Origin of the sequence: Paenibacillus sp. OK003, from assembly GCF_900109515.1 — a bacterium.
Taxonomy (GTDB): domain Bacteria; phylum Bacillota; class Bacilli; order Paenibacillales; family Paenibacillaceae; genus Paenibacillus; species Paenibacillus marchantiae.
The window spans coordinates 40,477-63,946 of the sequence record NZ_FOBD01000027.1 but is presented as its reverse complement, the minus strand read 5'-3'; the positions used below and the strand labels follow the sequence as shown (position 1 = coordinate 63,946).

38 protein-coding genes and 1 rRNA gene are annotated in these 23,470 nt (G+C 45.0%); 2 read left to right on the top strand and 37 right to left on the bottom strand.

Features of this window, described 5'->3' with window-relative positions; translation table 11 throughout:
• The 3 genes from BMW94_RS28275 to BMW94_RS28265 form a co-directional block, all read right to left on the bottom strand.
• Nucleotides 1–93: ribosomal RNA gene (locus BMW94_RS28275) — 16S ribosomal RNA — on the bottom strand; the annotation flags it as partial.
• 540 nt (nt 94–633) lie between these two features.
• Nucleotides 634–864, bottom strand: coding sequence for a hypothetical protein (locus BMW94_RS28270; RefSeq protein WP_017692114.1), 231 nt, complete (start codon nt 862–864; stop codon nt 634–636).
• Nucleotides 865–1,073: 209 nt separating this feature from the next.
• Nucleotides 1,074–1,691, bottom strand: coding sequence for a stage II sporulation protein M (locus BMW94_RS28265; protein WP_091001956.1), 618 nt, complete (start codon nt 1,689–1,691; stop codon nt 1,074–1,076).
• A 121-nt stretch (nt 1,692–1,812) separates the two neighbouring features.
• Here BMW94_RS28265 and pdaB point away from each other — a divergent pair, with 121 nt between their 5' ends.
• Nucleotides 1,813–2,589, top strand: a complete 777-nt coding sequence (gene pdaB / locus BMW94_RS28260; protein ID WP_076292179.1) for a polysaccharide deacetylase family sporulation protein PdaB — start codon at nt 1,813–1,815, stop codon at nt 2,587–2,589.
• Between the two features lie 140 nt (nt 2,590–2,729).
• Here the strand turns inward: pdaB and BMW94_RS28255 are convergent, their stop codons facing one another.
• Nucleotides 2,730–3,359 (bottom strand): KinB-signaling pathway activation protein, encoded by a 630-nt coding sequence (locus tag BMW94_RS28255; protein ID WP_091001955.1) that lies wholly within the window; start codon nt 3,357–3,359, stop codon nt 2,730–2,732.
• Between the two features lie 125 nt (nt 3,360–3,484).
• Between BMW94_RS28255 and gerD the strand changes: the two genes are divergently transcribed.
• On the top strand, nt 3,485–4,246 hold the full coding sequence (gene gerD / locus BMW94_RS28250; protein ID WP_063567434.1) for a spore germination lipoprotein GerD: 762 nt from the start codon (nt 3,485–3,487) through the stop codon (nt 4,244–4,246).
• A gap of 97 nt (nt 4,247–4,343) precedes the next feature.
• Here the strand turns inward: gerD and BMW94_RS28245 are convergent, their stop codons facing one another.
• The 33 genes from BMW94_RS28245 to rpsS form a co-directional block, all read right to left on the bottom strand.
• Nucleotides 4,344–5,444, bottom strand: a complete 1,101-nt coding sequence (locus tag BMW94_RS28245) for an Mrp/NBP35 family ATP-binding protein (protein ID WP_063567433.1) — start codon at nt 5,442–5,444, stop codon at nt 4,344–4,346.
• A gap of 79 nt (nt 5,445–5,523) precedes the next feature.
• The gene (cwlD, locus tag BMW94_RS28240; protein ID WP_091001954.1) at nt 5,524–6,279 is read right to left on the bottom strand and encodes an N-acetylmuramoyl-L-alanine amidase CwlD; all 756 of its coding nucleotides are present in this window, start codon (nt 6,277–6,279) and stop codon (nt 5,524–5,526) included.
• Nucleotides 6,280–6,347: 68 nt separating this feature from the next.
• Entirely contained in the window at nt 6,348–7,517 is a 1,170-nt protein-coding gene (gene sat / locus BMW94_RS28235; RefSeq protein ID WP_091001953.1) for a sulfate adenylyltransferase, read from the bottom strand.
• 85 nt (nt 7,518–7,602) lie between these two features.
• Nucleotides 7,603–8,295 carry a phosphoadenylyl-sulfate reductase gene (locus BMW94_RS28230; protein WP_091001952.1) on the bottom strand — a complete coding sequence of 231 codons (693 nt, stop codon included), beginning with the start codon at nt 8,293–8,295 and terminating at the stop codon, nt 7,603–7,605.
• A gap of 648 nt (nt 8,296–8,943) precedes the next feature.
• Complete coding sequence (gene rpsI, locus BMW94_RS28225) at nt 8,944–9,336, bottom strand: 30S ribosomal protein S9 (RefSeq protein WP_024633563.1); 393 nt, start codon at nt 9,334–9,336, stop codon at nt 8,944–8,946.
• Nucleotides 9,337–9,355: 19 nt separating this feature from the next.
• The gene (rplM, locus tag BMW94_RS28220) at nt 9,356–9,793 is read right to left on the bottom strand and encodes a 50S ribosomal protein L13 (RefSeq protein WP_024633564.1); all 438 of its coding nucleotides are present in this window, start codon (nt 9,791–9,793) and stop codon (nt 9,356–9,358) included.
• A 205-nt stretch (nt 9,794–9,998) separates the two neighbouring features.
• Nucleotides 9,999–10,772 carry a tRNA pseudouridine(38-40) synthase TruA gene (truA, locus tag BMW94_RS28215; RefSeq protein WP_091001951.1) on the bottom strand — a complete coding sequence of 258 codons (774 nt, stop codon included), beginning with the start codon at nt 10,770–10,772 and terminating at the stop codon, nt 9,999–10,001.
• A gap of 158 nt (nt 10,773–10,930) precedes the next feature.
• Entirely contained in the window at nt 10,931–11,296 is a 366-nt protein-coding gene (gene rplQ, locus BMW94_RS28210; RefSeq protein WP_017692102.1) for a 50S ribosomal protein L17, read from the bottom strand.
• Nucleotides 11,297–11,330: 34 nt separating this feature from the next.
• A complete protein-coding gene (locus tag BMW94_RS28205) occupies nt 11,331–12,275 on the bottom strand; it encodes a DNA-directed RNA polymerase subunit alpha (protein WP_017692101.1) in 945 nt (314 codons plus the stop codon).
• 136 nt (nt 12,276–12,411) lie between these two features.
• Complete coding sequence (gene rpsK / locus BMW94_RS28200) at nt 12,412–12,807, bottom strand: 30S ribosomal protein S11 (protein WP_017692100.1); 396 nt, start codon at nt 12,805–12,807, stop codon at nt 12,412–12,414.
• A gap of 19 nt (nt 12,808–12,826) precedes the next feature.
• Nucleotides 12,827–13,195, bottom strand: coding sequence for a 30S ribosomal protein S13 (gene rpsM / locus BMW94_RS28195; RefSeq protein WP_053779200.1), 369 nt, complete (start codon nt 13,193–13,195; stop codon nt 12,827–12,829).
• A gap of 20 nt (nt 13,196–13,215) precedes the next feature.
• Nucleotides 13,216–13,329: a 50S ribosomal protein L36 gene (gene rpmJ, locus BMW94_RS28190; protein WP_003333770.1), complete on the bottom strand. Its 114-nt coding sequence runs from the start codon at nt 13,327–13,329 to the stop codon at nt 13,216–13,218.
• A 152-nt stretch (nt 13,330–13,481) separates the two neighbouring features.
• Nucleotides 13,482–13,697: a translation initiation factor IF-1 gene (infA, locus tag BMW94_RS28185; RefSeq protein ID WP_017692098.1), complete on the bottom strand. Its 216-nt coding sequence runs from the start codon at nt 13,695–13,697 to the stop codon at nt 13,482–13,484.
• Between the two features lie 3 nt (nt 13,698–13,700).
• The gene (locus BMW94_RS28180; RefSeq protein WP_024633568.1) at nt 13,701–14,009 is read right to left on the bottom strand and encodes a KOW domain-containing RNA-binding protein; all 309 of its coding nucleotides are present in this window, start codon (nt 14,007–14,009) and stop codon (nt 13,701–13,703) included.
• 10 nt (nt 14,010–14,019) lie between these two features.
• Nucleotides 14,020–14,772 (bottom strand): type I methionyl aminopeptidase, encoded by a 753-nt coding sequence (gene map / locus BMW94_RS28175; protein ID WP_053779202.1) that lies wholly within the window; start codon nt 14,770–14,772, stop codon nt 14,020–14,022.
• Nucleotides 14,773–14,776: 4 nt separating this feature from the next.
• Nucleotides 14,777–15,421 carry an adenylate kinase gene (locus BMW94_RS28170; RefSeq protein WP_024633570.1) on the bottom strand — a complete coding sequence of 215 codons (645 nt, stop codon included), beginning with the start codon at nt 15,419–15,421 and terminating at the stop codon, nt 14,777–14,779.
• Between the two features lie 90 nt (nt 15,422–15,511).
• Nucleotides 15,512–16,810: a preprotein translocase subunit SecY gene (gene secY, locus BMW94_RS28165; protein WP_091001950.1), complete on the bottom strand. Its 1,299-nt coding sequence runs from the start codon at nt 16,808–16,810 to the stop codon at nt 15,512–15,514.
• On the bottom strand, nt 16,810–17,250 hold the full coding sequence (gene rplO / locus BMW94_RS28160; protein WP_062329463.1) for a 50S ribosomal protein L15: 441 nt from the start codon (nt 17,248–17,250) through the stop codon (nt 16,810–16,812). Before rplO ends, secY begins: the two co-directional genes overlap by 1 nt.
• A 44-nt stretch (nt 17,251–17,294) precedes the next feature.
• Nucleotides 17,295–17,480 carry a 50S ribosomal protein L30 gene (gene rpmD, locus BMW94_RS28155; protein WP_017692092.1) on the bottom strand — a complete coding sequence of 62 codons (186 nt, stop codon included), beginning with the start codon at nt 17,478–17,480 and terminating at the stop codon, nt 17,295–17,297.
• A gap of 12 nt (nt 17,481–17,492) precedes the next feature.
• The gene (gene rpsE, locus BMW94_RS28150; RefSeq protein ID WP_017692091.1) at nt 17,493–17,990 is read right to left on the bottom strand and encodes a 30S ribosomal protein S5; all 498 of its coding nucleotides are present in this window, start codon (nt 17,988–17,990) and stop codon (nt 17,493–17,495) included.
• 27 nt (nt 17,991–18,017) lie between these two features.
• Nucleotides 18,018–18,386, bottom strand: coding sequence for a 50S ribosomal protein L18 (gene rplR / locus BMW94_RS28145; RefSeq protein WP_091001949.1), 369 nt, complete (start codon nt 18,384–18,386; stop codon nt 18,018–18,020).
• 117 nt (nt 18,387–18,503) lie between these two features.
• Nucleotides 18,504–19,046 carry a 50S ribosomal protein L6 gene (gene rplF, locus BMW94_RS28140; RefSeq protein ID WP_024633576.1) on the bottom strand — a complete coding sequence of 181 codons (543 nt, stop codon included), beginning with the start codon at nt 19,044–19,046 and terminating at the stop codon, nt 18,504–18,506.
• Nucleotides 19,047–19,076: 30 nt separating this feature from the next.
• The gene (rpsH, locus tag BMW94_RS28135) at nt 19,077–19,475 is read right to left on the bottom strand and encodes a 30S ribosomal protein S8 (RefSeq protein ID WP_017692088.1); all 399 of its coding nucleotides are present in this window, start codon (nt 19,473–19,475) and stop codon (nt 19,077–19,079) included.
• A 32-nt stretch (nt 19,476–19,507) separates the two neighbouring features.
• Nucleotides 19,508–19,693, bottom strand: coding sequence for a type Z 30S ribosomal protein S14 (locus BMW94_RS28130; RefSeq protein ID WP_013312154.1), 186 nt, complete (start codon nt 19,691–19,693; stop codon nt 19,508–19,510).
• 73 nt (nt 19,694–19,766) lie between these two features.
• Entirely contained in the window at nt 19,767–20,309 is a 543-nt protein-coding gene (rplE, locus tag BMW94_RS28125) for a 50S ribosomal protein L5 (RefSeq protein WP_024633577.1), read from the bottom strand.
• A 32-nt stretch (nt 20,310–20,341) separates the two neighbouring features.
• Nucleotides 20,342–20,695 carry a 50S ribosomal protein L24 gene (rplX, locus tag BMW94_RS28120; protein ID WP_024633578.1) on the bottom strand — a complete coding sequence of 118 codons (354 nt, stop codon included), beginning with the start codon at nt 20,693–20,695 and terminating at the stop codon, nt 20,342–20,344.
• 39 nt (nt 20,696–20,734) lie between these two features.
• Nucleotides 20,735–21,103 (bottom strand): 50S ribosomal protein L14, encoded by a 369-nt coding sequence (rplN, locus tag BMW94_RS28115; protein ID WP_024633579.1) that lies wholly within the window; start codon nt 21,101–21,103, stop codon nt 20,735–20,737.
• Nucleotides 21,104–21,138: 35 nt separating this feature from the next.
• Nucleotides 21,139–21,405 carry a 30S ribosomal protein S17 gene (gene rpsQ / locus BMW94_RS28110; protein WP_017692084.1) on the bottom strand — a complete coding sequence of 89 codons (267 nt, stop codon included), beginning with the start codon at nt 21,403–21,405 and terminating at the stop codon, nt 21,139–21,141.
• Nucleotides 21,406–21,453: 48 nt separating this feature from the next.
• A complete protein-coding gene (rpmC, locus tag BMW94_RS28105; protein WP_017692083.1) occupies nt 21,454–21,651 on the bottom strand; it encodes a 50S ribosomal protein L29 in 198 nt (65 codons plus the stop codon).
• Nucleotides 21,641–22,075: a 50S ribosomal protein L16 gene (gene rplP / locus BMW94_RS28100; RefSeq protein ID WP_024633581.1), complete on the bottom strand. Its 435-nt coding sequence runs from the start codon at nt 22,073–22,075 to the stop codon at nt 21,641–21,643. Before rplP ends, rpmC begins: the two co-directional genes overlap by 11 nt.
• A 2-nt stretch (nt 22,076–22,077) precedes the next feature.
• Entirely contained in the window at nt 22,078–22,743 is a 666-nt protein-coding gene (gene rpsC / locus BMW94_RS28095; RefSeq protein WP_024633582.1) for a 30S ribosomal protein S3, read from the bottom strand.
• Nucleotides 22,744–22,758: 15 nt separating this feature from the next.
• Nucleotides 22,759–23,091 carry a 50S ribosomal protein L22 gene (rplV, locus tag BMW94_RS28090; RefSeq protein ID WP_024633583.1) on the bottom strand — a complete coding sequence of 111 codons (333 nt, stop codon included), beginning with the start codon at nt 23,089–23,091 and terminating at the stop codon, nt 22,759–22,761.
• A 35-nt stretch (nt 23,092–23,126) separates the two neighbouring features.
• Complete coding sequence (rpsS, locus tag BMW94_RS28085) at nt 23,127–23,405, bottom strand: 30S ribosomal protein S19 (RefSeq protein WP_024633584.1); 279 nt, start codon at nt 23,403–23,405, stop codon at nt 23,127–23,129.
• Nucleotides 23,406–23,470 lie beyond the last annotated feature (65 nt).

Below are 23,470 nucleotides of genomic sequence, written 5' to 3'. Positions count from 1 at the left end.
GGAGAAGCAAGCTTCTCTTCAAGTCCGCTCGACTTGCATGTATTAGGCATGCCGCCAGCGTTCGTCCTGAGCCAGGATCAAACTCTCCAATAAAGATGAATTTCAGAAGCATCGTTAGAAGCTATGAAAATCATCGGTGGTATTGAAAAGAGCGATAAGCTCATTTTGAAACTGACGAGATTAAAAATCTCATTTGTGCTCCAGTCGATTCAAACCAAGGCTTGTCTCGAACTTTCGCGTTCATTCTGCAAGCAGAATGTTTACTCACTCGTTGTTCAGTTTTCAAAGATCAAACATTCAATTTGTTTCTTTTTTCTTTGTCACCGTGTTTTCAGCGGCGACTTTTATAATATATCATGTTTAAGTTTACTTTGCAAGCACTTTTTTTCGATTTATTTTCAATCGCTTTATTCCAGGGCTTGTTCCGGTTAACTTTTCCTTAAAAAAGGAACGAAAATTAATTTATCATATTGAACAAAAAAGGTCAACCCTTTTTCGACAAAATGTTTCATATCCCTTTTCAAAGCCGCCTATTCTACCTATTACTGATTCATGGTGTCTGAGGTACAGCGCTGGCTTTACGGGCCGCACCTCTCTTATATGGTGAACTTCAGCTTTCCACTGACCACATCATTATGGCTTGGATTTTTTTAGTTTGCCACCTCTAGCATATTTGGATAGCTCTTTGGGTGGCGCAAAGCGCGCATACATACGGAACACAGTCTTGTAGCGACTCGCTATGGCGTATTTAATTTCTTGATCGAGACGGTTGTCACTTAAGTCGAACAACATTTCATCAAGCTCTTTGCGCAATACATAATCCAGTTCCTTGCATTCCTTCTCGTTAAACAGCATACCCAGCATTAGAGTTCTCCTTTTTCTGCATATGGATAATGGCGTGTCCCAGTGTATGTCATATTCGAGCCCCTTTAATTCAGGCTATATATCGGACAGCGCCGGTTTTAGTAGCAAACCAGGATCATCTTTATTTGTCCTTTGGTGGTTGCTACTGAAACCCGTTTTATTGTTATGGTCAACTTTCTGAAAATTTATGAATGTCATCCCATACAAATTTATCCACGCACTAAGCTGTAGGTAATTGTACTTTCGATAATGGCTGCAACAAAAAGCAAAATAACAATCCAGAAGGATGCAGTTACCGTTGTGCGCATAAACGCACTCCATTGGCTGCCAATCGTATTTCGTTTCTCCCCGCCAAATTGACCAAGACTTTTGAGAGCTAATCCACCAAACCTTAGACCGAATGCACAAGCGATAATAATAACCGGAATCTCAATAATGCCATGCGGAAGTAAACCTTTAACCACAATATCATAGAAACTTGCTCCATAATTCATCGTGGTGTGTACTACAAATCCAAGGACCATCCCATTGATCAGCAGGAAAACGACAGGCAAAATTCCGAAGAATATACCGGCATAGATGACAAGTACACTTTTGATGGCATTATTGAAAAAGATAAAGAGGAAGAAGTTCCATTGCACATTGCTCCCCTGCTCCAGCCGCTCACTAACCTCCCTTAGTCCCCCGATTTGATTCAACAATATATCCTCAAGTGGTCCTGTACTCACCCATCCAGCGCCTATTCCAACAACAAACAATACGACCGACCAGATTAATGCACCACGAATGGAACCTAAAACTCTAAGAAATGTACTGAATTTTAACATAATATCCTCCTGTGGAACCAAGATGTTGGACAAACAAACGTCTGATACGAATAACTGCGAGGTACGAGCATACATTGGAGAGTAAACAAGCATTTCTTATGGGAGAGGGGCGCTTATTGAAATGAACTCGTTCTATGTATTTAGCGGCAAAAAGATCAAACGTTTCCTGATTGTACTGGTTGCTGCCGTCTTTGCTATCGGGATTATTTATCTGGAGAGCGGCAATATTTCTGTATTCTCGGAGGATGCACCATCCGCCGTATACAGCGTTCCAACCGAGAAGAAGGTTATTGCACTCACCTTTGACATTAGCTGGGGAGATAAAAGGACGGAGCCTATTCTGAAGGTCCTCCAAGATAATAAAGTTCAGAAGGCAACGTTCTTCTTGTCCTCCCCTTGGAGTAAGACACATCCCGAGATTGTAACAGCCATCAAAGACGCAGGATACGAAATTGGCAGTCATGGTCACAAGCATGATAATTACAGCAGTCTGACTGAAGAGGAAATCCGCAAGGAAATTTCGACAGCTCATAGCATTTTAACCGATTTAACGGGAAAAGAACCGAAATTGCTGCGTCTGCCTAACGGCGACTTTGACAAACGTGTTCTCCAGGTTGCCAGCAGTCTGAATTATCAGGTTGTCCAATGGGACACCGATTCGCAGGATTGGAAGAACCCTGGTGTTCAGACCATTGTTGATCGTGTAGTTAGCAAGGCGCATCCGGGTGACATTGTGCTGCTGCACGCCAGTGATTCCTCGAAACAAACGCATGAAGCATTACCGGTCATTATCGACAAGTTAAAAAATCAAGGGTATGAATTCGTGACGGTTTCTGAGCTGCTTAACCATTCAAGTGTCAAAGGAACAGAAGTTCGCGACCAAGCCAGTGCACAGTAAACGTTAATTAAAACAGTATAGCTGATGCAAACTGTAAGCTTGCCTTCTGAACATCTCCACGTCCTGTAAAAGGGCTGAAGCGCCATAAATGAAAAGAGCTAACCAGGTTAGCTCTTTTTGGCGTTTTTTTAAGATAATTGCTACGCTTGACTTTCTTGCACCTTGGTGTTTCCATTCAACCGCTGCTCCATGGACCCATCAACCAGCCTGTGCAATATCAGCATTTGGTATGCATTACAGATTAACAGTGGAACCACAATAAAGATGGTAGCCGCATTCACATCAATTCGCAGCACACCGATCGTTTCCACCACGGTAACAGCCACCATGAAAAAGAGTGTAGGCACCAGCGCCGAAATATGTGTCTGTTTCACCTTTACGTAAGCGGTAACAATTCCAGCTGCCAAAATAATGATGCCAAGCACAATATCGGATAGCCGTTCTCGTTCCCCTCCAACAAACAAACGTAAAAACATGACATCAAGCAGCGCCAAAACGGTTAGAACAATCTGTACCATTTGCCAACTGCGTTTCGAAAATACACCTTTGCCCATATAGTTCAATATCAAGTATGCGAAAAAACCCATTTGCGAATATACGCTAATCATAATACCGGAACCAAACAAGATCAGAAGATAAATCAAAAAATCCGTCATTCCATTCGTTTTTTCACCATTAACCAACATCATAATTAGACCCGTCACTAATGATCCTGCAGCCCCTATAAGCAAAGCGGACCAAAATAGGAAAAACCATTTACGTAAATTCAAATGTTTTCCACCCCCGAGAGTTTATTTTACCAACCTTCACAGCAAAAAACCATCATCATTCAACATATTTAGCGGTTTCCCATCACATACTACATCCAGTATCTAATCAAGGAGGGGTTGTGCACATGAAACGGCCTTTGTGGCAGTTATGCTGTGTCGTACTTGGACTATCCGTCATGCTCGCCGGCTGTGGCTCAGATCAGAATTATTCGCCTCCTCAGGGCGGTTATAAAGAGATGAAAACGATGGTCGTGGATATTCTCAAAAGTGACGAAGGTAAAAAGGCGGTCGAGGAAGCTCTCACTGGACAAAGTTCGTCTGGTGGTGGTGAAGGTGGTGCTTCTGGGCAAAGTGGGGCTTCTGGTGGTGGATCTGGAACAGTGGGTATGAAAATGTTAATGCCTATGCAATCTTCAGAACAAATACGTATAGCTGTAAAAGATACCATCACGGCTCCTGAATACCAGAAGGAATTCGAGAAAATTATGACGGATCCACAGTTTGCAGGTGAATTCGCCAAAGTGATTAACTCCCAAAGCAAGCAACTGCATATGCAATTAATCAAAGATCCAACGTATCAAAAATCCATTGGGGATGTCATGAAATCTCCTGAAGTGTCCAAGATGTTCATGGATATGACCAAAACGCCCGAATATCGTAAACAAACGATGACCGTTATGCAGGAAGTCATGCAAAATCCTTTATTTCGGATGGAAGTGCTGACTTTGCTTAAAAAGGTAGTCCAGGATGAGCTGCAACCCAAAACAGAACAAGGCGGCAAACAGGAGGGCCAAAGCAAAGACGACAATGGGGATGGCGGAAGCGGAAGCAGTGACGGTAGTAGTGATGGCAACAGTGGTGGCGACGGAAGTAATGGAGGATCATAAGTGATACTACTCTAAAGTTAAAAGTTAGCCACATGTTGAAAAAAAGCCCACATCCATGGATGTGGGCCTTTTTATATATTTTACGTCGTTAGAAAATCTAAAACTTGGCATCAACAGTCTGGGCAACCTCGTCGTAGATCGCACCGATACTTGAATCCGCTTTATACACGGATGGTGAAAAATCCGGCTCCGAAATATGATTATCCGGCGCTCCCAGTGGAATCTGCGCAAGCAGCTCTGTATGAAGACTCTCGGCAAGAGTACCCCCACCGCCCCGGCCAAATACATAATCTTTCTCTCCGCATTTGCTACATTCATAATACGCCATGTTCTCAACGACACCAAGCAGCTCATGTTCCGTCTGAATGGCCATGGCACCTGCACGTGCAGCTACAAAGGCAGCGGTTGCATGAGGTGTTGTAACGATGATTTCTTTGCTGTGAGGCAGCATCTGGTGTACGTCTAGTGCGACATCCCCCGTACCCGGAGGCAGATCAAGCAGCATATAATCCAACTCTCCCCAGTTTACATCGGTAAAGAATTGGCGCAACATCCGCCCCAACATAGGTCCACGCCAGATCACCGGGTTATTCTCTCGAATAAAGAATCCCATCGACATCACTTTTACGCCGAAACGCTCAACGGGTTGGATAACCCCGTCCTCAACGACTGGATATTCCTCAATGCCCATCATGTCAGGTACACTGAAGCCATATATATCTGCATCAATCAAGCCAACCTTCTTGCCTTGACGTGCCAGAGCCGCAGCCAAATTAACGGTTACCGTCGATTTGCCGACGCCGCCTTTACCACTAGCAACAGCAATAAAACGTACGCCGGATTCAGGACTTAACAACTCATGTCCGTCCAGCCCTGCTGCATGGCCTTTGACAAGCACTTCGTCCTGGTCTTCCTCATGATCCGCTTGTCCTATGTTCAAGCTCTCACGCTCATGCTCTGACGCTGCACGCAGACGAATATGTACATCATTCACTCCGTGTTGGGACAACAGGTTGCGCGCGGCATCGCTTAGAGCAGTTGTATCCTCTGTGCGGTTCTCCAGCGTCACCATAGTAAGAGCAACATGATTTTCTTTAACCATGACATCACGGACCCACTGCAGTTCAGTCAAACTTACGCCCAATTGCGGTTCCTGCAACGGTTGCAATAGTTCAAGTATCTGTTCTTTTGATAACATCAGACAGCACCTCAGCTTTATCTATTGGCATGTAATTAGGTATGCTGATCCAATTATATCATTACCTTTCTCATTGTGACTAACTTTTAGGACGTTCCCCTGACGAATAACGGAGAATCCCGTTATAGATGGAGGCAGCCACTTTACGCTGATAGGTCTCATCAGCAAGCAGACGCGCCTCTTCCGGGTGAGAAAGGAAACCGACCTCCACCAGTGCCGAGGGAATTTTTAACGCCTGGAGCAAATAAACGGTATTTACCGTTTTCGCGATTCGATCTGTATTTTCCAGATTACGAATCATTTCTTGCTGAAGCAGATTGGCTAATCCTTCATTATCGGGATGATTGGGTGTATAAAAAACTTGAGCGCCACTCCAGCGGTTCGAAGGTACACTGTTCATATGAATGCTGATAAAGAGATCTGCCTGCTTATCCTCGATTCTTCTTACTCTTTGTTTCAGATCCTCCGTCTTGCGTTTGGAGTACCCTTTGGTATCAGATGCAGCCAGATCGGTGTCTATTTCTCGGGTCATCACAACCAAGGCCCCTGCTTGCTGCAGATAATCTCGTACGTACAGCGCAATGGATAAATTGATATCTTTCTCAATGACTCCCTGCTTACTCACTGCCCCACCATCTGGCCCACCATGTCCTGCATCAATAGCTATGACTTTTCCCGCTAATGGCAGCCCCCAGTAACCGGACATTTTGGAGGAGGGCAACTCATACGTCACCACCGCCACAAACATGGCAAGTAAACAAAGGCTTAACATGACCCTCTTCATGGTGCGTAACCTAATCCAGATCACAAAGTGCTTCCCCATATTTTTACGCATAAAAAAACCACCTCGTCCCTATAAATGACTCTAATCATCTATATGGGACAAGATGGACAAATATACCGTTAGGAGCGGACTTGCTCGGCCATTCCTTCAATCAGCACCTCAGCTACCTCTGGGCGCGTAAATTCAGGTGGAGGGCATTGGCCATCTCGTAGCAACCCACGTACTTTCGTGCCAGACAGAGCCATATGGTGTTCTTTATCATGCGGGCAGGTTTTGCTTGATGCCATGTTGCCACATTTGGTGCAGAAAAAACTATGTTCAAAGAACAAAGGCGTGATACCGAGTTCTTCCGGTGTGAAGTTAGTAAATATCTCCTGCGCTTCATACGTTCCGTAGTAGTCACCCACACCTGCATGGTCACGGCCTACAATAAAGTGAGTACAACCATAATTTTTACGTACTATCGCGTGGAAAATGGCCTCTCTTGGGCCAGCATAACGCATAGCTGCCGGGAATACGCCTAGGAACGCACGATCAGCCGGATAATAGTTCTCCAGCAAAACCAGATAACTCTTCATTCGTACATCGGCAGGCACGTCATCAGACTTCGTTTCGCCTACAAGCGGATTTAAGAACAGGGCGTCCACAATCTCCATTGCAGTCTTCTGAATGTACTCATGGGCACGGTGGACCGGATTACGCGTCTGAAAACCGACAACCGTCTTCCAGCCTTTATCCTGGAACGTTTTCCGTGTCTCAGCAGGATCATAATAGAACTGTTCGAACTTGACCGGTTTAGGACGATTCAGCACTTGAATTGGACCTCCTACATACGTTGCAGGTCGTTCCAGCAGTTTCTTCACACCCGGGTGCTCTGGATCATCCGTCTTGAAGACACGACGCGCTTCTTCACCCTGATCTACTTTATATAAGCTCTTCACTTCCAGCAATCCATAAGTTACTCCATCATCATCGCCAATAAGTGCGACAGTCTCACCGATCTGGAGTAATGCAGCCTGCTGCTCATCTACAGCCAGGGTAATAGGTATACTCCAGACTGTTCCATCTGCAAGACGCATACGAGATATAACCGAAAGGTAGTCTTCTTCATTCATGAAACCTTGAAGCGGTGAGAATGCACCCACACCAATGAGATCCAAATCCGAAATTGTCCAGCTGTTAATACGTAAAGAGGACAGTTTCTCACTCTCTCGTAATAATTGTTCCCGTTCTTCTCCTTGTACGACACGCTGAATCAGCGTACCTCCATGAGGCAGAATCGAAGTCATCTTGTCAGCTCCCTGTTTCACCATTTTTTATAATATCAAGAATGAATTCGTTGCATTATACAATCCATAGTTTACTCAGACTAAATTATTTATGAAGACCACATTCTGTTTTTTCATTCCCAGACCAGCGTCCCGCACGTGGATCTTCTCCTGGCATAACTTGACGTGTGCAATACTCACAACCGATACTCGGGTAATTTTGATCATGCAGCGGATTGTACACGACATTATTAACACGAATATAATCCCATACATCCTCTGTAGTCCAGTGTGCAATCGGGTTAAACTTCATAAGTCCAAACTTAGCATCGTATTCGACCTTCTTGGAATTTGCACGTGTCGGTGCTTGATCTCTCCGAATACCGGTAATCCATGCATCGTACTGGGAAAGAATACGTGTCAGCGGCTCAACCTTCCGAATATTACAACAAGCATTAGGATCCGATTTCCACAATTCATCTCCATGTTGAGCTGCCTGCTCCTCAGGAGTAATTTTCGGTGATACACGTACAAAATCAAGATTGTATTTCTCCTTCATTTTGTCACGAGTCTCGTATGTTTCCTTGAAATGAAAATCGGTATCCAGATAAAATATATCCGTAGATGGGCTAATCTTCTGAAGCATATCTACAAGTACAACATCCTCTGCACCAAAGCTGCATGCAAAAGTGATATTTGGAAACGTCTCAATAGCGTAACGAATAATATCCTCTGGACTTGCGTTTTCCAATTCTTCAGCCTTCGTCCGTGCAAGTTCTTCTTTCTCCAACAAGTTCATGTCTGCATTTCCCCCATTCTGCATTTCAACAATCACTAAAGCCGACTAATCTAATATGAATTATGTATAGTATAAATCTTTCATTGGGGATGTCAATGCCTGCCATATGGTAAAATACATCAGTTTAAGCCCATTTATTTGGTGTTCATTTTGAAAATAAATTGGTCTTAATTACGCATTGAATTGATTTGTGGATAAAATCATCATGGGGAGCATCATCGATTTTCACCTTGTTCTCATCTCCTGATCATTGAAATCCTTTGCTACTACTGGGTTTATGGGGTCTATTTGATAAAAAGAAGTATAGAACAACTCTATAGATCCGAAGAAATTTAGAAGAGCGAGAAGGATCTAATATTGAAATAAAAGGGGAGGACGTCTTCTTCAATTGTAAGGAACCTTTATCAAAACCATAAGAAATACTGATGTAAAATGAGAATGAAAAATGAACCTAACCTGCAAATTTGATCTTTGTGCTATAGGAGGGTTGAGTTTACTGGGATATTAGCTGGAGGAAGAAACTTTAACCGATACAGAGGAACCTGAAGATACTTTGGTGCATCTTCTGAAGTAAAAAGCATTTAATACACCTATTGGTCTGTAAATACAAAAAAGCCTTTGACCGAGGCCAAAGGCTTGTAATGCATATTAACGTTTGGAGAACTGAGGTGCGCGACGTGCGGCTTTGAGACCGTATTTTTTACGCTCTTTCATCCGTGGGTCACGAGTCAGGAATCCTGCTTTTTTCAGGGAAGCACGGTATTCCGGATCTGCTTTCAACAGAGCGCGGGAGATACCATGACGGATCGCGCCGGCTTGACCGGAGATTCCGCCACCATGAGCGATAACAAGAACATCATAGTTGCTGAGTGTTTCTGTCAGGTTCAGTGGTTGTTTTACGATCAGTTTGAGTGTTTCCAAACCGAAGTATTCATTAATATCACGTTTATTGATGACAATGCGTCCTTCACCCGGTACAAGGCGAACACGAGCTACCGAATGTTTACGACGACCTGTCCCATAGTATTGTACTTGTGCCATGAAACTGTCCTCCTTTTAATTAACCGCGAAGTTCATAAACTTCTGGTTTTTGTGCTGCATGTGGATGCTCAGTGCCTCTGTACGCTTTAAGTCTCAACTTCATTTTCTCGCCCATGCGAGTTTTAGGAAGCATACCGCGAACAGCCAATTCCAACATACGTTCCGGTTTGTTTTTAACCATCTCTTCAGCAGTAGTTACTTTCAAACCACCTGGGTGCATCGAGTGACGGTAGTATTTTTTACCTTGCATTTTTTTACCAGTCAATACAATTTTCTCTGCATTGATGATAACAACGAAATCGCCAGTGTCCACATGTGGAGTGAATTGTGGCTTATGTTTGCCGCGGATCAAAGCAGCTGCTTCGCTCGCCAAACGTCCGAGCGTTTTGCCTTCGGCATCAATGATGTGCCATTGGCGCTCAACTTCGTTAGGCTTCGCCATGTACGTGGTACGCATGAAAAGTTCCTCCTTAAAATGTTCAACATCATTATATTCATTTATCTTCATTCATTAAGTGATAACTTTAGGTGTTGATGGATAGTTCTTTCGTTGTGACCCTCTTAATTGGGGCTGTGGGAAAGCCATTAAGAAAACACAACTTTTATATTACATGATAGGAGCTTAAATCGCAAGTGTTAATTAAGCATTTCACTTCGCTAATTTAATCTTTTCTGTATTCAAGGTCCCAGAGCATTAAACCGCAGCTAACCGCAGTAGGTCCTGCAGCAGAACGATTACAAGCAGCAATCACATTCGGTACGTCAGAGGCTTTCCGTTTGCCCTCTCCGACCTCCAGCAGTGTACCTACAATAATACGAACCATATGCTGCAAAAAGCCGTTACCACTCACATAGATGTGAATGACACCCTGATCGCGTGGATGGTCCCTACACATGGAACGGTCCACTTCTATCCATGCTTCGTATACCGAACGTACATGATTGTCTTTCTGAGACTTGCGTGAAGCAAAGGAGGTGAAATCATACGTACCAATAAAATGACGCAACCCCTCCTGCATTGCCGCAATGTCCAGCTTGGCATGGTGATGATATTGCAGCCTCCGGTTGAATACATCCGGGAATTGATTCGCATTGACGGTATACCGATACGTTTTCTTTTTCGCAGCATAGCGAGAATGAAAATCGTTTGGTACTTCAACCGCATCAATCACGATAATATCGGATGGTAATCTGGAGTTGAGCGCCATACACCATCGTTCAATCGGGATCTGGGATTCCGTAGGGAAATTGAAGATCTGTCTGCGTGCGTGAACGCCTGCATCCGTTCTGCCTGAACCCGTAATTTTAACCTTCTCACCGGTTAAAGCACGAATGGCATCTTCAAGATGGTCCTGAATGGTATTCCCTCCTGGTTGAACCTGAAAGCCGTAATAGGCAGTGCCATCATAAGTTAACGTCATACACAAGTTGCGCATCATTACCACACCTTTGTTCCATACTATACATGTGCCTATCCCGAACAGCAAAAGAAGCCCCTTTCGGAGCTTCTATTACAGCACGAATTCCGAATGAAGAGAAAAAAAGGGTTAATCCAGAATCAGTGATTCTGTCCCCTTTCCTCATCTCATCTGTTTTACGCGCGGTCAACCAGTTCCAAGTAAACCATAGGCGCAGCGTCACCACGACGAGGTCCCAGTTTCAGGATACGAGTGTATCCACCTGGACGCTCAGCGTAACGACCGGACAATTCGCTAAACAGTTTTTGGATTGCATCTTGCTCACCATCGATAGTTTCGCGGCGAACATAAGCTGCCACTTGGCGACGGGCATGAAGATCTCCCTTTTTCGCTTTAGTGATCAGTTTTTCAGCAATAGAGCGAACCTCTTTTGCTTTCGCTTCAGTTGTCTGAATACGTTCGTATAAGAACAGGTCGGTTACCAGGTCACGGAACAAAGCTTTACGTGCGCTGGAATTACGGCCCAACTTTTGGTATGCCATTGTTTTCCCTCCTTCACTTCAAGCACTCGGCTGTCTATTCTTCTGTACGGAGTCCCAAACCAAGTTCCTCAAGCTTCTCTTGAACTTCTTCCAAAGACTTGCGTCCGAGGTTACGGACTTTCATCATGTCTTCTTCCGTTTTCGTAGTCAGCTCTTGTACGGTATTAATACCGGCACGTTTGAGGCAGTTGTAAGAACGAACAGAGAGATCCAGCTCTTCGATCGTCATTTCGAGTACTTTTTCTTTTTTGTCTTCTTCTTTTTCGACCATAATCTCTGCATCTTTCGCTTCGTCTGTTAGACCCACGAAGAGCATCAGATGCTCGGTCAAAATTTTAGCGCCAAGGCTTACAGCCTCTTCAGGACGAATACTTCCGTCAGTCCAAACTTCCAACGTGAGCTTGTCATAGTTGGTTACTTGGCCAACACGCGTATTTTCCACAGCGTAGTTAACGCGGCTGATCGGGGTGAAGATGGAATCGACTGGGATGACGCCGATCGGCTGGTCATCGCGTTTATTCCGATCTGCCTGGACGTAGCCGCGACCGCGATTGGCAAAAATACGCATGTGAAGTCTCGAACCTGGTCCGAGCGTAGCAATGTGCAAATCCGGGTTAAGGATTTCCACATCGGAGTCAGCACGGATATCTCCAGCCGTAATTGCTCCCTCGCCTTCAGCATCAATCTCGAGCACTTTCTCCTCGTCTGAGTGAATTTTGAGCGACAAAGCTTTCAGGTTAAGAATAACCTCCGTAACATCTTCCATTACGCCAGGAACTGTAGCAAATTCATGCAGAACGCCATCGATTTGAACCGAAGACACTGCCGCACCCGGCAGTGACGAGAGCAAGATACGACGAAGCGAGTTTCCAAGCGTCGTACCGTATCCGCGCTCCAGCGGTTCTACTACGAATTTCCCATAGGTGCCATCATCGTTGACGTCTACCGTCTCAATTTTCGGCTTTTCGATTTCAATCACTGCAATACCCCTCCTTCAAAACGTCGGTCCTCTATGAAACATTTACCTTCTCTTGCGAAAACATGTAGTAGTATGCCTAAACAACCATTATTAGCAGATTGTGGCGGAAATATACCACACGCAGGGGCAAATCTCATTAGACACGACGACGTTTTGGAGGACGGCATCCGTTATGTGGGACTGGAGTTACGTCTTTGATCAGGTTAACTTCAAGACCAGCAGCTTGCAAAGAGCGGATCGCTGCTTCACGGCCTGCGCCTGGTCCTTTAACCATAACCTCAACGGCTTTCATCCCATGTTCCATTGCAGCTTTGGCAGCAGTCTCAGCAGCCATTTGTGCAGCAAACGGAGTCGATTTACGGGAACCTCTGAATCCGAGGCCGCCGGAGCTTGCCCACGAAATTGCGTTTCCGTGAGGGTCCGTAATGGTAACGATAGTGTTATTGAACGTGGAGCGGATATGTGCCACGCCAGATTCAATATTTTTACGGTCACGACGTTTAGTACGTACGACTTTTTTCGGTTTAGCCATTTTCTCTTATCCCCCCTTATTATTTCTTCTTGTTCGCTACAGTACGACGAGGACCTTTACGAGTACGAGCATTCGTTTTCGTACGTTGTCCACGAACAGGCAGACCACGACGATGACGAACTCCACGGTAACAACCGATCTCCGTCAAACGTTTAATATTCAAAGAGATTTCACGACGCAGGTCACCTTCAACTTTGACCTCTTTGTCGATACTTTCACGCAATTTGCTGACTTCATCTTCCGTCAAATCACGGACACGAGTGTCCCGATTGATGCCTGTTGTGCTCAGAATTTTCTGGGAAGTCGTTTTACCGATTCCGAAAATATAAGTCAAGGCGATCTCAACGCGCTTATCACGTGGCAAATCCACACCAGCTATACGTGCCATTTTACGCTACACCCCCTTCTTTAACCTTGTTTTTGTTTGTGTTTCGGATTTTCACAGATAACCATAACATTCCCTTTGCGGCGAATGACTTTGCATTTTTCGCAAATCGGCTTGACCGAAGGTCTTACCTTCATGTGAATTACCTCCTCAAAGTTTTGCTTAGCAAAACCCTCTTCGTAAGCATTGACCTTGTTTTACCATTGTAAAACCGGCTTCGAAGCTTTCGCAAGTTTTGCCGGGCAAAACCCGCTTCATAAGCTTCACAGTTCATTGCAACTGTCTACTACTATTTACGGTAAGTTATACGACCTTTTGTCAAATCATAAGGTGATAACTGAACAACTACTTTGTCTCCAGTCAGGATACGAATAAAGTGCATCCGCAACTTGCCGGAAACGTGAGCGAGAATTTGATGACCGTTCTCAAGCTCAACCTTGAACGTTGCATTCGGTAGCGGTTCGAGAACCGTACCTTCCACTTCAATGACATCTTCCTTGGCCATTAGTCAGTCTCCTTTCTCTTCAGCTTGAATGTTGGTGGATTCCAGAAACGAATGAACCGCATAGCGGAGCTTTCCGTTTGTCACCCGACCACTCTCGTTTAAACTGTTTACAACCTCGCTGCTAATCATCGGCTGGAGTTCCAGATGAAGAATATTCTTCTTCTTGGGTTGATCAAACTTACGTTTGTCCCCATCCGCAATATATACGAACTTACTGTCCGCTATAGCAACAATTACTGCGGCTTGGTCCGCATTGCGGCCTTTACGGATCTTCACAAGTTGACCGAGCTGCGGATTAGACTGATTGTTCATGCCTTATCACCTACGCATTCAGTTTTGTGAAAATTTCCATGCCTTCATGTGTAACTGCTACGGTGTGTTCAAAGTGGGCGCATAACGATCCATCAACAGTGACGACAGTCCAGTTATCTTCCAACGTTTTCACATACCGTCTGCCTGCGTTAACCATCGGCTCTATGGCCAGCACCATGCCCGCTTTAAGCCGTGGTCCCCGATCAGGAAGACCATAGTTCGGAATCTGTGGTTCTTCGTGCAGATCCGCTCCTATACCGTGACCGACATATTCACGTACTACCGAGAACCCTTCATCTTCAATATATTTCTGAATCGCATGAGATATTGTAAACAAGCGAACGTCCGGTTTTACCAGCGCCAGACCTGCGTATAACGAAGCCTCGGTAACGTCCAGAAGACGACGGGCTTCTTCGGAAATACGGCCGACTGGATAAGTCCAGGCGGAATCTCCGTGATAACCCTGGTACTGCGCGCCAATGTCAAACGTAACGATATCGCCCTCGTTCAACTTTCGTTTGCCGGGAAATCCATGCACCAACTCTTCATTCACTGAAGCGCACACACTGGCAGGGAAACCGTTATAACCTTTGAAAGACGGCACAGCTCCTTGACTGCGGATGTATTGATCGGCCATATGGTCAAGTTCTCCAGTCGTAATACCGGGAGCGATATGCTCTGCCAAGAGACGATGCGTTTCCGCAACAATTCTCCCTGCTTCCCTCATCAAGCCCAGTTCCGTTTCGGACTTACCAATGATCATTCAATTATCCTCGCAGCAGGGACACGATTTCATGGGAAACTTGATCGATATCCTGCTCTCCGTCCATTTGACGAAGAAGGCCTTTGTTCTCATAAAATGTGAGGAGTGGTGCTGTTTTGTTGATATATTCGTCGAGACGTGTGCCTACGCTCTCTTCATTATCATCAGAGCGCTGGTACAAGTCACCGCCGCATTTATCACAAATACCTTCCTGCTTGGGCGGATTGAACACGACATGATATGTGGCGCCACAGTTCTTACAAATACGACGACCCGTCAAACGGGCGAGCAATTTGTTGCGGTCCACTTTCAGGTTGATTACATGATCGAGACCTGAGTTCAGTCGATCCAGAATACCATCGAGCGCTTCTGCTTGAGACAGGGTTCTTGGAAAACCATCCAAGAGGAATCCTTCTCTACAATCAGGCTGCTGCAAACGTTCTTCAACGATGCCGATCGTTACATCATCTGGTACTAACAATCCTTGATCCATATATTCCTTGGCTTTCAGGCCAATGGGAGTTCCCTGCTTAATCGCGAGACGAAATGCATCGCCTGTTGAAATGTGGGGAATACCGAACTCTTTCACAATGACGTCTGCTTGCGTTCCTTTTCCTGCCCCCGGAGGGCCCATGAATAGGATGTTCACGTTATGTCACTCCCTCCAAGACTACCCTACATCAACAAACAGCACAATAGGTGCCGGCAAGTAAATCTTAGCTTGACCGGTACCTATTGCCTATTTATTGATAAAACCTTTGTAGTGGCGTTTGATCAATTGGCTTTCAATTTGCTTCATCGTATCCAGCGCAACACCGATAACGATCAGGAGAGATGTTCCTCCAATTTGCGCAGATTGAGGCAAACCAGAAAGTGCCCCCAAAATTACAGGCAGAACGGAAATTACTGCCAAGAAGATGGCACCTGCCGTTGTCAAACGAGTCATGACACGGGTCAGATATTTCTCGGTTGCTTTACCCGGACGAATGCCTGGGATGTAACCGCCGTTCTTTTTCATGTTGTCAGCCATCTGCTGTGGATTCATCTGTACAAAAGTATAGAAGAATGTGAACCCGAAAATCATCACTACATACAGTAACATACCCAGAGGTTTATGTGTAGTGAGATTGGCTCCGATCCACTGTGCCCATGCACGATCAGCCCAGAAGTTTGCGATGATCGATGGGAACATCAACAGAGATGAAGCAAAGATGACAGGGATAACACCTGCTGCATTAATCTTCAGCGGGATATGTGTGTTCTGTCCACCGTACATTTTGTTACCTACGACGCGTTTAGCATACTGTACAGGAATTTTCCGAATCGCCTGCTGGATGTAAATGACACCTATGATAATCAGCACAATAACAATTGCGACGATTACCCCTTTAAGAATGTTCATGAACAGCTGATCAGCTTGGATAAAGTCGGATTCGATCGTTTGTTTGATAATGTTAGGAACCGTTGATAGGATACCTGCAAAGATCAAAATCGAAATCCCGTTTCCTATGCCCTTCTCGGTGATCTGCTCACCAAGCCACATTAGGAATGAAGTACCGGCCGTAAGTACAATTGCGATCAAGATATAATCTGCAAATGTTGCATTAGGCACCATTTCTGTATTGTACAAGCGGTTGAATCCGATCGACGTACCAAACGCTTGAATCAATGCCAGACCTACCGTTAAATAACGGGTCAGTTGTGCAGATTTCTTCTTACCTTGTTCACCCTGCTTTGCCCACTCCGCTAATTTTGGAATAACGTCCATGGAAAGCAGCTGCACTATGATAGACGCAGTGATGTAAGGCACGATCCCGAGCGCAAATATCGAGAACTGAAAGAGCGCTCCGCCCGAGAACGTATTTAGAAGTCCAAAAACTTCTTTACCCGCAGAATTTGTCGCTTCGAAAACCTCTTTATTAACCCCAGGTACTGGAACGAAGGATCCGATGCGGTAAATGATCAGTACAAAAAGGGTAAATAATACCCTTTTGCGCAGATCTTCAACCCGCCAGATATTCTTTAGGGTCTTGAACATTAAATCACCTCGGTTTTACCGCCGGCAGCTTCAATTTTCTCCACCGCAGATTGAGAAAACTTGTTAGCTTTAACAGTTAACTTCACAGTGACTTCACCGTTACCCAGAATTTTGATTCCGGATTTAGCGTTTTTAACTACGCCATTCGTCATCAAGAATTCTGGAGTTACTTCAGTACCCGCAGCAAAACTGTTCAGGTCTTCAGTATTCACAACTGCATATTCTTTGCGAGTTGGGTTTACGAAACCGCGTTTTGGCAAGCGACGATACAATGGATTTTGTCCACCTTCGAAGCCCGGACGAACACCACCGCCGGAACGAGCGTTTTGTCCTTTGTGACCGCGACCTGATGTTTTACCAGTACCACTACTTGGACCGCGACCAAGACGTTTACGTTCTTTGCGGGATCCAGGAGATGGTGAAAGCTCATGTAACTTCATCGTTCGTTGCACCTCCTTAAAGATTTGTGGGATTAACCCTTTTTTTAAGCTTCTACTTCTTTAACAGCTACCAAGTGGCTTACTTTGTTAATCATACCACGAATGGCAGGATTGTCGTTTTGAACCACTTTGCTGTTGATTTTGCGCAAGCCCAATGTTTTCACAGTTGTTCTTTGCGTCTCCGGACGTCCGATCAAGCTGCGGACGAGGGTAATTTCTAATTTAGCCATGAGATTCCCTCCTTAACCCAGAAGCTCTTCGACGGATTTTCCGCGCAGTTTAGCCACGTCTTCAGCACGCTTCAAACGGGACAAACCTTCCAAAGTCGCATTGACCATGTTCATGGAATTCGAAGAACCCAGAGATTTTGTCAAAATGTCACCTACACCAGCAAGTTCGAGAACCGCACGTACAGGACCACCAGCGATAACACCAGTACCTTCAGATGCTGGTTTCAACAGAACGCGTCCTGCGCCGAACTTACCTGTTACCAAGTGAGGAATCGATGTTCCTACGAGTGGAACGTGTACAAGGTTTTTCTTAGCGTCTTCAATACCTTTGCGAATTGCATCAGGTACTTCGCCCGCTTTACCGATACCAGCTCCAACCCAGCCGTTGCCGTCGCCGACTACAACCAGTGCGCTAAAGCTGAAACGGCGTCCGCCTTTTACTACTTTAGCTACGCGATTAATATTTACAACTCTTTCAGTCAGTTCCAAAGTATTCGGATCTACACGCAAGTCGTTAACCTCCTTTTGAAAAATATCTTAAAACTCAAGTCCTGCTTCACGAGCCGCTGTAGCCAATGCTGCGATACGACCATGGTACAGATAACCGCTACGGTCAAATACGATGTTTGAAACGCCTTTGTCTTTCGCACGTTTAGCAACGAGTTCGCCAACTTTACGAGCAGATTCAACAGATGCGCCGTTTTTGATGTCGCCGCTCAATTCTTTGTCTACAGTAGACGCGGAAGCGATCGTAACACCAGCTACGTCATCGATGATTTGAGCATACATATGTTTACCAGAACGGAATACGTTCAAACGAGGACGTGCTGCCGTTCCTTGGATTTTCTTACGAACACGCAAGTGTCTTTTCAGACGTGCCTTGTTTTTATCTGTTTTCGTAATCATCTCAGGGATTCACTCCTTTCAGGTTACCTCGCTGGCTTCATACCGGAAGCCACGGGGTATATTAGAAACATAAGAAGCAAGCAAGCCGAAAACCGCGCAAAGGCGGTAAGAAAAATCTTATTTCTTCTTACCGGCTTTACCTTCCTTACGGATGATACGCTCGCCTTCATATTTAATACCTTTACCTTTGTACGGCTCAGGTTCACGAACGGAACGGATTTTAGCAGCGTAAGCACCTACACGCTCTTTATCGATTCCGCGAACGATGATTTTCGTATTCGAAGGAACTTCGAATTCGATTCCCGCTTCCGGTGTAATTTCAACCGGGTGAGAGTAGCCAACGTTCAGAACGATTTTATCTCCGGATTTGCTTGCACGATATCCGACCCCAACCAGCTCCAGAGATTTTGCGAATCCTTCAGTAACACCACTCACCATGTTGTTTACAACGCTACGCGTTGTGCCGTGCAAAGAACGGTGAGTTTTGTTATCGGAAGGACGCACAACTGTAATTTCGTTGTTTTCAACTGTTACCTTCATATCTTTATGAAGTTCACGAGTCAAAGATCCTTTTGGTCCTTTTACCGTAATAACGGTGTTGTCCAGTGTGATGTCCACACCACTTGGTACTGTAATTGGTTTGCGACCAATACGAGACATATGTTGCACCTCCTATCTTGTGACGTTATATTACCAAACGTAGCAGACGACTTCTCCGCCGGATTTCGATTGACGAGCTTCTTTGTCCGTCATGATACCTTTGGATGTCGAGATAATAGCGATTCCCAGACCACCAAGTACACGAGGTACTTCGTTGCTTTTCGTGTAAACACGAAGACCAGGTTTACTGATTCTTTTCAGACCAGTAATAACACGCTCGTTATTTTGACCGTATTTCAGGAAAACACGGATAATCCCTTGTTTGTTATCATCGATAACTTCAGCGTCACGGATAAAACCTTCACGCTTCAGGATGTCGGCGATTTGTTTTTTCATTGTTGAAGCAGGCATTTCTACTGTTTCGTGACGAACTGTGTTCGCGTTACGAATACGAGTAAGCATATCTGCAATTGGATCAGACATAGTCATTGTGAGTTAACCTCCTTCCCGTTCAGGACTTTTTACCAGCTTGCTTTTTTCACGCCAGGGATCTGGCCTTTATAAGCTAATTCACGGAAGCAAATTCTGCAAATTTTGAACTTCTGCAGTACCGAATGTGGACGTCCGCAACGCTCACAGCGTGTATAAGCACGTACTTTAAACTTTGGTGTACGTTGTTGTTTAACTTTCATCGAAGTTTTTGCCACTTAGCCTGACACCTCCTAAATAATTTCGGAGAAAAGGGAGTCTTTCCAGACACCCGGAAACGTTATAGCAACATTATTTTACGAAAGGCATTCCGAGTTGCGTGAGCAATTCACGGGATTCTTCGTCTGTTTTCGCCGTTGTTACGATGACAATATCCATACCGCGGACTTTGTCTACTTTATCATACTCGATCTCTGGGAAGATCAGTTGTTCTTTCAGACCCAGTGTGTAGTTACCACGTCCGTCGAAAGCTTTACTCGATACACCGCGGAAGTCGCGGACACGAGGAAGCGTAACGTTGAGCAGTTTATCGAGGAAGAAGTACATGCGCTCGCCGCGCAATGTTACTTTCACACCGATAGGCATGTTCTCACGCAGTTTGAAACCTGCGATAGATTTTTTAGCACGAGTGATTACAGGTTTTTGACCTGCGATCAATTGCAAATCGTTTACTGCGGAATCCAACACTTTGGAGTTTTGGACAGCGTCGCCCACACCCATGTTGATAACGATTTTCTCGATTTTCGGCACTTGCATTACCGTTGTATAGTTAAACTTCTGCATCAAAGCAGGAGCAATTTCGTTCAGGTAACGTTCTTTCATTCTTGCTGCCATGAATCATAGACCTCCTTTCTCATTCGGTTCAATTAGTCGATAATTTCTCCGGAACGTTTAGCAACGCGCACTTTCTTTCCGTTATCCAACACTTTGTAACCTACACGGGTTACTTTTCCGCTCTTTGGATCGATGTGCATTACGTTGGAAACGTGAATCGGAGCTTCCTTCTCGATAATGCCGCCTTGCGGATTTTGCTGGTTAGGCTTCTGGTGTTTTTTAATCATGTTAACACCTTCCACAAGGACGCGGTTCTCACGAGGATAAGCAGCGATGACACGGCCTTTTTTACCTTTGTCTTTACCGCTGATCACCATAACTGTATCTTCTTTTTTAACATGAAGTTTATTGTTATGGGATTCCAGAACTTTTTTCACTCTTGGCATTTCGTACACCTCCTGTTTCTAACATCACGAGATTAAGCTTTAGATAACTTCTGGGGCCAAGGAAACGATTTTCATGAAGTCTTTCTCGCGGAGTTCACGAGCAACAGGTCCGAAAATACGTGTTCCACGCGGGCTTCTGTCGTCTTTTACAACAACCGCTGCATTTTCATCAAAACCGATGTAGGAACCGTCTTTACGACGTACAGAACGCTTCGTACGAACGACAACCGCTCTAACTACATCACCTTTTTTGACAACGCCGCCTGGTGTTGCTTGTTTTACAGAACAAACGATCAGATCACCGATTTGAGCTGTACGACGTCCCGTACCGCCGAGTACGCGGATACACATCAGTTCCTTCGCACCGGAGTTGTCAGCCACAGTCAAACGTGTAAATGGTTGAATCATTTAGTATTCCTCCTTTCAGCTATGCTGCTGATGCATTAGATGATAACCGCTTTTTCTACGATTTCAGTAAGTCTCCAGCGTTTATCTTTCGAAAGCGGACGAGTCTCCATGATTTTCACCGTGTCACCGATTTTCGCAGTGTTTTCTTCGTCATGCGCTTTGAATTTTTTAGTAACCTTAATGCGTTTATGGTACAAGTTGTGTTTTTTGTAAGTTTCTACAGCAACAACAATCGTTTTGTCCATTTTATCGCTGACCACTTTACCGGTTTGCACTTTACGTGCGTTACGTTCTTCGCTCATTGTTGGCCTCCTTCCTGATTACGGACGGATTATACATCCGATCCCTAATTAACCGATTCCCAATTCTCTTTCACGGATAATGGTTTTAGCACGAGCTATTTCTTTCCGCACATCACGGATTCGAGTCGGGTTATCCAGCTGACCGGTAGCGAGTTGAAAGCGGAGGTTAAAGAGTTCTTCTTTAAATCCGGCAATCTTTTGCTCGATTTCAGCAGAGGTTAGGTTGCGAAATTCACTAGCTTTCATTTGCTTCACCACCCAATTCTTCACGTTTCACAAACTTCGTTTTGATTGGCAGTTTATGAGCGGCAAGACGCATTGCTTCACGAGCAACATCCTCCGGTACACCAGCAAGTTCAAACATGATCTTACCTGGTTTCACAACTGCAACCCATTTTTCTACGTTACCTTTACCGCTACCCATCCGAACCTCGAGAGGCTTTTGAGTGATTGGTTTGTCTGGGAAGATTTTGATCCAAACTTTACCACCACGTTTGATGTAACGAGTCATCGCAATACGAGCCGCTTCGATTTGACGGTTCGTAATCCAAGCCGGTTCCGTAGCTTGCAGACCGTATTCGCCAAAGTTCAGCGTAGTTCCGCCTTTAGCTTGGCCCTTCATATGTCCGCGTTGTTGCTTACGGTGTTTTACACGTTTTGGTACCAACATGATTAGTTGCCTCCTTCCTTAGCAGCTTGTTTCTTAGCCGTAGGAAGAACCTCTCCACGATAGATCCATACTTTTACGCCGATACGGCCGTAAGTAGTATGAGCCTCTGCTGTACCGTAGTCGATGTCGGCACGAAGCGTGTGCAGTGGAACAGTTCCTTCGCTGTAGCCTTCCGAACGAGCAATCTCAGCACCGCCAAGACGTCCGCCCACTTGAGTTTTAATACCTTTTGCACCAGAACGCATTGTTCTTTGAATAGCTTGTTTCAGAGCACGACGGAAAGAAACACGACGTTCCAATTGTTGTGCGATGCTTTCAGCTACCAGGATTGCGTCCAGGTCTTGGTTCTTAATTTCAGAAATGTTGATGTGTACTTTTTTACCGCCTGCGATTTTCGTAATTTGATTACGCAGATTTTCAACTTCCGAACCACCCTTACCGATAACCATACCTGGTTTCGCAGTGTGAATCGTTACGTTTACGCGGTTAGCCGCTCTCTCGATTTCAACACGAGACATAGCGGAGTCTTTCAATTTATTTTTCAGGAATTCACGAATTTTCACGTCTTCCATCAAAAGATCGCCGAAGTCTTTACCTGCATACCACTTAGATTCCCAGTCACGGATAATTCCAACACGGAGTCCGACTGGATTTACCTTTTGGCCCACACATTTCCCCTCCTTCTACTTTTCAGATACCACCAAAGTGATGTGGCTAGTACGTTTGTTAATACGACTTGCACGTCCCATTGCACGAGGGCGGAAACGTTTCATTGTCGGTCCTTGGTTCACGTAAGCTTGAGAAATGACCAAGTTATTAACATCCAAAGAATAGTTATGTTCCGCATTTGCAATCGCGGAGTTAAGCAACTTCTCAACAATCGGAGAAGCGGATTTCGGAGTGTGACGGAGAATGGCAACCGCCTCACCAACTTGCTTGCCGCGAATCAAGTCAACAACGAGTTGAACTTTACGAGGAGCAATCCGGATAAACTTAGCATGTGCTTTTGCTTCCATTGTGTAACCTCCTCTCAAACATTAAAGATGTTCATTTATCTTCTTGTTTTCTTATCATCATCAGTATGGCCTTTGTACGTACGGGTTGGAGCGAACTCACCCAGTTTGTGTCCGACCATGTCCTCAGTTACGTATACTGGTACGTGTTTACGACCGTCATATACGCCAAATGTGTGTCCGATGAATTGCGGGAAAATTGTAGAACGACGGGACCAGGTTTTAATAACAAGCTTTTTACCGGATGCTTCCATCTCTTCTACCTTTTTCAGCATGTAGCCATCAATGAATGGCCCTTTTTTCAAACTGCGACCCATGTGGAGATCCTCCCTTCAAACGTAGCTATTATGCATCCGCAGATGCCTCACGAAGTTATGCACAG

What these genes read in the sequence shown, in the direction of transcription:
- BMW94_RS28180 (WP_024633568.1), bottom strand. Translation starts at nt 14,009, where the DNA reads ATGAACAATCAGTCTAATCCGCAGCTCGGTCAACTTGTGAAGATCCGT.
- rplQ (WP_017692102.1), bottom strand. Translation starts at nt 11,296, where the DNA reads ATGGCATACCAAAAGTTGGGCCGTAATTCCAGCGCACGTAAAGCTTTG.
- rpsH (WP_017692088.1), bottom strand. Translation starts at nt 19,475, where the DNA reads ATGACTATGTCTGATCCAATTGCAGATATGCTTACTCGTATTCGTAAC.
- rplP (WP_024633581.1), bottom strand. Translation starts at nt 22,075, where the DNA reads ATGTTGGTACCAAAACGTGTAAAACACCGTAAGCAACAACGCGGACAT.
- rplF (WP_024633576.1), bottom strand. Translation starts at nt 19,046, where the DNA reads ATGTCTCGTATTGGTCGCAAACCAATTACAGTACCAAGTGGTGTGGAC.
- gerD (WP_063567434.1), top strand. Translation starts at nt 3,485, where the DNA reads ATGAAACGGCCTTTGTGGCAGTTATGCTGTGTCGTACTTGGACTATCC.
- sat (WP_091001953.1), bottom strand. Translation starts at nt 7,517, where the DNA reads ATGACTTCGATTCTGCCTCATGGAGGTACGCTGATTCAGCGTGTCGTA.
- rplM (WP_024633564.1), bottom strand. Translation starts at nt 9,793, where the DNA reads ATGCGTACCACGTACATGGCGAAGCCTAACGAAGTTGAGCGCCAATGG.
- rplX (WP_024633578.1), bottom strand. Translation starts at nt 20,695, where the DNA reads ATGCCAAGAGTGAAAAAAGTTCTGGAATCCCATAACAATAAACTTCAT.
- rplE (WP_024633577.1), bottom strand. Translation starts at nt 20,309, where the DNA reads ATGGCAGCAAGAATGAAAGAACGTTACCTGAACGAAATTGCTCCTGCT.
- BMW94_RS28265 (WP_091001956.1), bottom strand. Translation starts at nt 1,691, where the DNA reads ATGTTAAAATTCAGTACATTTCTTAGAGTTTTAGGTTCCATTCGTGGT.
- rpsS (WP_024633584.1), bottom strand. Translation starts at nt 23,405, where the DNA reads ATGGGTCGCAGTTTGAAAAAAGGGCCATTCATTGATGGCTACATGCTG.
- secY (WP_091001950.1), bottom strand. Translation starts at nt 16,810, where the DNA reads ATGTTCAAGACCCTAAAGAATATCTGGCGGGTTGAAGATCTGCGCAAA.
- BMW94_RS28230 (WP_091001952.1), bottom strand. Translation starts at nt 8,295, where the DNA reads ATGAACTTGTTGGAGAAAGAAGAACTTGCACGGACGAAGGCTGAAGAA.
- BMW94_RS28270 (WP_017692114.1), bottom strand. Translation starts at nt 864, where the DNA reads ATGCTGGGTATGCTGTTTAACGAGAAGGAATGCAAGGAACTGGATTAT.
- rpmD (WP_017692092.1), bottom strand. Translation starts at nt 17,480, where the DNA reads ATGGCTAAATTAGAAATTACCCTCGTCCGCAGCTTGATCGGACGTCCG.
- BMW94_RS28245 (WP_063567433.1), bottom strand. Translation starts at nt 5,444, where the DNA reads ATGTTATCAAAAGAACAGATACTTGAACTATTGCAACCGTTGCAGGAA.
- rpsM (WP_053779200.1), bottom strand. Translation starts at nt 13,195, where the DNA reads ATGGCACGTATAGCTGGTGTGGATTTGCCACGTGATAAGCGCGTTGAG.
- rpmJ (WP_003333770.1), bottom strand. Translation starts at nt 13,329, where the DNA reads ATGAAGGTAAGACCTTCGGTCAAGCCGATTTGCGAAAAATGCAAAGTC.
- infA (WP_017692098.1), bottom strand. Translation starts at nt 13,697, where the DNA reads ATGGCCAAGGAAGATGTCATTGAAGTGGAAGGTACGGTTCTCGAACCG.
- rplN (WP_024633579.1), bottom strand. Translation starts at nt 21,103, where the DNA reads ATGATTCAACCATTTACACGTTTGACTGTGGCTGACAACTCCGGTGCG.
- rpsI (WP_024633563.1), bottom strand. Translation starts at nt 9,336, where the DNA reads ATGGCACAAGTACAATACTATGGGACAGGTCGTCGTAAACATTCGGTA.
- truA (WP_091001951.1), bottom strand. Translation starts at nt 10,772, where the DNA reads ATGCGCAACTTGTGTATGACGTTAACTTATGATGGCACTGCCTATTAC.
- pdaB (WP_076292179.1), top strand. Translation starts at nt 1,813, where the DNA reads ATGAACTCGTTCTATGTATTTAGCGGCAAAAAGATCAAACGTTTCCTG.
- rplV (WP_024633583.1), bottom strand. Translation starts at nt 23,091, where the DNA reads ATGGAAGCAAAAGCACATGCTAAGTTTATCCGGATTGCTCCTCGTAAA.
- rplO (WP_062329463.1), bottom strand. Translation starts at nt 17,250, where the DNA reads ATGAAGTTACATGAGCTTTCACCATCTCCTGGATCCCGCAAAGAACGT.
- rpsQ (WP_017692084.1), bottom strand. Translation starts at nt 21,405, where the DNA reads ATGAGCGAAGAACGTAACGCACGTAAAGTGCAAACCGGTAAAGTGGTC.
- rpmC (WP_017692083.1), bottom strand. Translation starts at nt 21,651, where the DNA reads ATGAAAGCTAGTGAATTTCGCAACCTAACCTCTGCTGAAATCGAGCAA.
- cwlD (WP_091001954.1), bottom strand. Translation starts at nt 6,279, where the DNA reads ATGCGTAAAAATATGGGGAAGCACTTTGTGATCTGGATTAGGTTACGC.
- map (WP_053779202.1), bottom strand. Translation starts at nt 14,772, where the DNA reads ATGATCATTGGTAAGTCCGAAACGGAACTGGGCTTGATGAGGGAAGCA.
- rpsK (WP_017692100.1), bottom strand. Translation starts at nt 12,807, where the DNA reads ATGGCTAAACCGAAAAAAGTCGTACGTACTAAACGTCGTGACCGTAAA.
- rplR (WP_091001949.1), bottom strand. Translation starts at nt 18,386, where the DNA reads ATGATTACGAAAACAGATAAAAACAAGGCACGTCTGAAAAGACACTTG.